The sequence below is a fragment of the Microbacterium sp. genome (assembly GCF_032084865.1).
Classification (GTDB): Bacteria; Actinomycetota; Actinomycetes; order Actinomycetales; family Microbacteriaceae; genus Microbacterium.
Genome location: NZ_DAMDLU010000177.1, coordinates 1 through 4,630, shown reverse-complemented (window position 1 = coordinate 4,630; position 4,630 = coordinate 1). Strand labels below are relative to the sequence as shown.

General features: G+C 70.1%; 7 protein-coding genes. 2 read left to right on the top strand and 5 right to left on the bottom strand.

Features of this window, described 5'->3' with window-relative positions; all coding sequences use genetic code 11:
- The 4 genes from groEL to RT309_RS13765 all read right to left on the bottom strand — a co-directional run.
- Window positions 1–991, bottom strand: a 991-nt coding sequence (groEL, locus tag RT309_RS13780) for a chaperonin GroEL (protein ID WP_313357948.1), incomplete at its 3' end; no start/stop codon positions are given.
- Window positions 992–1,115: 124 nt separating this feature from the next.
- Window positions 1,116–1,694: a LytR C-terminal domain-containing protein gene (locus RT309_RS13775; protein ID WP_313357946.1), complete on the bottom strand. Its 579-nt coding sequence runs from the start codon at window positions 1,692–1,694 to the stop codon at window positions 1,116–1,118.
- A 76-nt stretch (window positions 1,695–1,770) separates the two neighbouring features.
- On the bottom strand, window positions 1,771–2,028 hold the full coding sequence (locus RT309_RS13770) for a DUF3263 domain-containing protein (RefSeq protein ID WP_313357944.1): 258 nt from the start codon (window positions 2,026–2,028) through the stop codon (window positions 1,771–1,773).
- A gap of 9 nt (window positions 2,029–2,037) precedes the next feature.
- Entirely contained in the window at window positions 2,038–3,030 is a 993-nt protein-coding gene (locus RT309_RS13765; protein ID WP_313357942.1) for a DUF2332 domain-containing protein, read from the bottom strand.
- A 129-nt stretch (window positions 3,031–3,159) separates the two neighbouring features.
- Between RT309_RS13765 and msrB the strand changes: the two genes are divergently transcribed.
- Window positions 3,160–3,564 (top strand): peptide-methionine (R)-S-oxide reductase MsrB, encoded by a 405-nt coding sequence (gene msrB, locus RT309_RS13760; protein ID WP_313357941.1) that lies wholly within the window; start codon window positions 3,160–3,162, stop codon window positions 3,562–3,564.
- 41 nt (window positions 3,565–3,605) lie between these two features.
- A complete protein-coding gene (locus RT309_RS13755) occupies window positions 3,606–4,214 on the top strand; it encodes a nitroreductase family protein (RefSeq protein WP_396654461.1) in 609 nt (202 codons plus the stop codon).
- Window position 4,215: 1 nt separating this feature from the next.
- On the opposite strand, the gene RT309_RS13750 is transcribed toward RT309_RS13755, so the two are convergent.
- Window positions 4,216–4,630, bottom strand: a 415-nt coding sequence (locus RT309_RS13750) for a DMT family transporter (protein WP_313357936.1), incomplete at its 5' end; no start/stop codon positions are given.

The following is a 4,630-nucleotide window of genomic DNA, read 5'->3' as shown; positions in this document are numbered from 1 at the left end:
CGATCGTGGTCTCGTCCTTGGTGACGATGACCTTGCGTGCACGGCCGAGCAGGTCGAGAGTGGTGTTCTCGAGCTTGAGGCCGACCTCTTCGGTGATGACCTGGCCGCCGGTCAGGATCGCGATGTCCTGCAGCTGGGCCTTGCGACGGTCACCGAAACCGGGAGCCTTGACGGCGACCGACTTGAAGATGCCGCGGATCTTGTTGAGCACGAGGGTCGCGAGAGCCTCGCCCTCGACGTCCTCGGCGATGATGACGAGCTCCTTGCCGTCCTGGATCACCTTGTCGACGATGGGCAGGAGGTCCTTGATGTTGGAGACCTTCTGGTTCGCGATGAGGATGTACGGGTCCTCGAAGACGGCTTCCTGGCGCTCCGGGTCCGTGACGAAGTACGGGTTCAGGTAGCCCTTGTCGAAGCGCATGCCCTCGGTGAGCTCGAGCTCGGTGCCGAAGGTCTGCGACTCCTCGACCGTGACGACGCCTTCCTTGCCGACCTTGTCGATGGCCTCGGCGATGAGCTCGCCGATGGCGGGGTCAGCGGCCGAGATCGATGCGGTGGCGGCGATCTGCTCCTTGGACTCGATCTCCTTGGCGCTGTTCAGCAGGTCCTCGGTGATGGCCGCGACGGCCTTCTCGATGCCGCGCTTGAGCGAGATGGGGTCGGCGCCGGCTGCGACGTTGCGCAGACCCTCGCGGACCAGTGCCTGAGCGAGGACGGTCGCGGTGGTGGTTCCGTCACCGGCGACGTCGTCGGTCTTCTTGGCGACCTCCTTGACGAGCTCCGCACCGATCTTCTCGTACGGGTCGTCGAGCTCGATCTCCTTGGCGATCGACACACCGTCGTTCGTGATCGTGGGGGCTCCCCACTTCTTCTCGAGCACGACGTTGCGACCGCGCGGGCCGAGGGTCACCTTGACGGCGTCGGCCAGGGTGTTCAGGCCGCGCTCGAGGCCACGACGGGCCTCCTCATCGAAAGCGATGATCTTTGCCATGAGTCTTTCGTCCCTCCCGGACGTAGGCGATGGGGTATTAGCACTCCAAGTGCGCGAGTGCTAACCCCAGTCTGGCACTCGACCCATGGGAGTGCAAGCCGCGACCGAAAGGGCGGGCCCGTCGTCAGGGCGCCGGGGCCTCGGAGGCGGGCGCCGAGGACGTCGCCTTGTCGACACCGATCACGACCGTCAGCTGCGGCCTGTCGGAGTCGTTCATCGCCGCATAGAAATCGCTCTGCTTGACCTCGACACCGCCGAGCACCTCTGCGAGCCCGAGTGCTGCGCCCTCGTCGGCGTCCTCGACGTAGAAGACCGTCGTCTTCGAGAACTCCTGCGATGCGCCGTCGCTGCCGAACACGTCGTCGGTCGACCATCCCTCTGCGAGCAGCTTCTCGCGCACCTCCGCGACGCGCCCCTTCTGGGACGTCGCGTTCAGGATCAGCACACGGTACGAGGTGTCGACCTGAGCGACGACACCGGGCTGCGTCGGCACCGGGGCGGGCGACTCGCCGCCGAACAGCGAGATGCGATCCATCATCACCAGCGACACGAAGATCCCGCACACGATGAGCACGAGGGCGACGGCCGCCGACCACAGCAGCACGACGAGACCGTTCATGCCCGGCTGCTCGGCGCGGTGCGCGCCCACGCGCCCGGTGGCGCGCGGAACGTCGTCGAATCGATCATGGGAGAGCTTCTGCACCCCTCGATGCTAGCGGGCGGCTGCCGTGAGTCCGCACGAAGCGGCGACCGGCCCGGATGCACCCGCGAGGGCGTCGTCAGCCGACGAAACCGCGCATGCGTGCGGTGCGCTGCACCGCCCTGCGGTCGCGCAGGCGGCGCAGTCGCCGCACGAGCAGCGGGTCGAAATCGAGGGCCGCTTCGGTCTCGATCAGCCGGCCGAGCAGCTGGTAGTAGCGGGCCGGACTCATGCCGAGCTGTGCCCGGATGGTCTCCTCCTTCATGCCGCCATGACGCGGCCAGGCCGCCTCCAGCGTCAGGATCGCGCGATCACGATCGGAGAGTTCACCGAGCATGTGCTCAGGCTACGCGGGATCCGTTCCGATCCCGGCGCGCCACTCCCACCAGCGCCCGAGCGGGTCGGCATCCGCCACCACGCGCCCGTCGAGCGCGACAGCGAAGCCGCGGAAGGCGGCCGGATCCACCGCGGGACGCCAGGCGTCGTGCAGCGCGGGCGGGTCGATCGTGATCCAGTGCCCGTCGAGCGCGCGGATGCGGTCGACGAGTTCGGCTCGCCTCGGTCGGGGCAGGTAGACGAGCATTCCCGGTGTGGTGACGACCAGTGTGGCCTCCGCCGGGGCTGCGGCGGCCATCGTCTCCAGCTGCTCGATCGCATCGCCCGCTCGCAGCAGCGGCGGGTCGGCCGCGACGACGCGCATCGCCGCGGCGATGCGCTCGCTCCGCTCGTGCTCGCCCGGCCAGATGAGGGACTCGAGCCAGGCGCGGTCGGCGGGGGTGCGCACGTCGATCGGGTCGAGGTCGATCCCTGCCCGCCAGATCACCTCGGGCACGCGCAGCTCGGGCAGCTCGCCCGAGACGGTGCTGCGCAGCAGCACGGGAGACGGCCCGCCGGGCGGGTCGAGCCGGCGCCGCGGGATGCCGTCGGCACCGTCGATGCGGAACGAGAACCGGTCGGGGTACAGGCACAGACCCGCCGCGGCACCGAGCTCGAGCAGCGCGATCGGCCCCTCGACCAGGCTGAGCGCGGGCAGCAGAGCGGCCAGCCGCAGCGGCTCGTTGATCTGCACCCCGCGGCGCGCGCAGTGCGTGACCAGTTCGCCGGCATGCGCGAGCACGAACTCCCGCCATGGCCGGTATCCGCCCACCGGTGCACCGAGCAGGCGTGACACCGCGAAGACCAGCGGCGGCTGCCGCTGCTGCGGGGTCAGCTGCTCGAGCACGGCCTGCACCTCGGCATCCGCCGCGACCCCCGTCGCCCACTCGACGTACACCGCGCTGCGTCCGGGCGCCTCCTCGTGGGCGAAGCGGTGGTAGCGCTCGGCGACAGCATCCGTCATCCCGCCATTGTCCCAGCGGCGGGCGGAAGGCGCCGCCGGACGTCTTCCTCCGACCGGCCCGCGCGGGTCGCGAAGGCGAGGGAGTGACCGACCGGCCCGCGCGGGTCGCGAAGGCGAGAGAATAGACCCATGGGTTACAGCGTGAACAAGACGGATGCCGAGTGGCGCGCCGAGCTCGGCGATGACCAGTACGCGGTGCTGCGCACCGCAGCGACGGAGCGCCCGTGGACGGGCGAGCTGCTCGATGAGGAGCGCGCCGGGCTCTACACCTGCGGCGCGTGCGGCGCGGAGCTCTTCCGCAGCGGCACGAAGTTCGATTCGGGATGCGGCTGGCCGAGCTTCTACGAGTCTGTGCGTCCCGAGGCTGTGGAGCTCATCGAGGACACCACGCTCGGCATGGTGCGCACCGAGGTGCGCTGCGCGGCGTGCGGATCGCACCTCGGGCATGTCTTCCCCGACGGCTTCGGCACTCCCACCGGCGATCGTTACTGCATGAACTCCGTGGCGCTGTCGTTCACTCCCGATCCGTCGTGAGTGCGCTCGACGCCGTCCGGCGCCGCGCATCCTGGTCGCGGGTGACCGACGACGCTCCGACCCGCGAGCAGCTGCTGCCGCTGATCGAAGCGGCCGGGCGCGTCGCCGATCACTCGTCGCTGCGGCCGTGGCGCCTGATCGAGCTGCGCGGCGATGACCGTCTGACGCTGGGAACGGCGCTGGCCGAGGCGGACGGGGACGACAAGCCCTCGACCAAGCCGATGCGCGCGCCGCTGCTGCTCGCCATCGTCGCCTCGTACCGCGAGAGCGACAAGGTGCCGCGGTGGGAGCAGGAGGCGGTCGCCTCCGGCGTCGCCCACACGCTCAGCCTTCTGCTGGATGAGGCGGGCTGGGGCGTCATCTGGCGCACCGGCGGCCTCACCCGTTCGAAGGCCGTCGCCGAGGCGCACGGTCTGACGCAGAACGAGCAGCTGCTCGGCTGGCTGTACGTCGGCGGCAAGCCCGAGGGCAAGGACGCCGGCCGTCGCAAGCCGGTGGATGCCGACGCCCTGCTCACGGCGATGCCTTCCGGAGAGGCGCCCGAGGAGCTGCGTCAGAACGACACGGCGTCGAAGGACGAGACGTCGAAGAAGAAGGCCGCGAAGAAAGCCAAGAAAGCGAAGAAGAAGGCGAAGCGCGAGGAGCCCTGAGTCAGCGACGGCGCGGCAGAGCGACGACAACGGATGCCGCAGCGACGATGAGCATCGCGGCGAGCTGCCAGGGTGCGGGGCCCCGGTCGACCGGCCAGACGACGTCGATCACCACCGACGTCACCAGCTGCCCGAGCACGCTGCCGAGCCCGAGCAGCAGAACGCCGGTGTGTGGCACCAGCCAGGCTCCGAGCAGGATGTACGCGAAACCTAGCAGGCCGCCCAGATACAGCCAGGGTTCGGCGGGGAGCGGGCCGGGCATCCTGATGGTCGAGACGCTGACCGCTGCCGCCGCGAGCAGCACGACGGTGCCGGCGACGAAGCTCACCAGCGTGGCCGTCAGCGGCGACGCGCCCCGCCGCGCGAGGCGACCGTTCGCCGCTGCCTGCCAGGCGATGCCCGCACCGGCCCCGAAC

Excerpts from the sequence above, each read along its gene's own strand:
- RT309_RS13770 (WP_313357944.1), bottom strand. The coding sequence starts at position 2,028 with ATGCTCGGTGAACTCTCCGATCGTGATCGCGCGATCCTGACGCTGGAG.
- RT309_RS13765 (WP_313357942.1), bottom strand. The coding sequence starts at position 3,030 with ATGACGGATGCTGTCGCCGAGCGCTACCACCGCTTCGCCCACGAGGAG.
- msrB (WP_313357941.1), top strand. The coding sequence starts at position 3,160 with ATGGGTTACAGCGTGAACAAGACGGATGCCGAGTGGCGCGCCGAGCTC.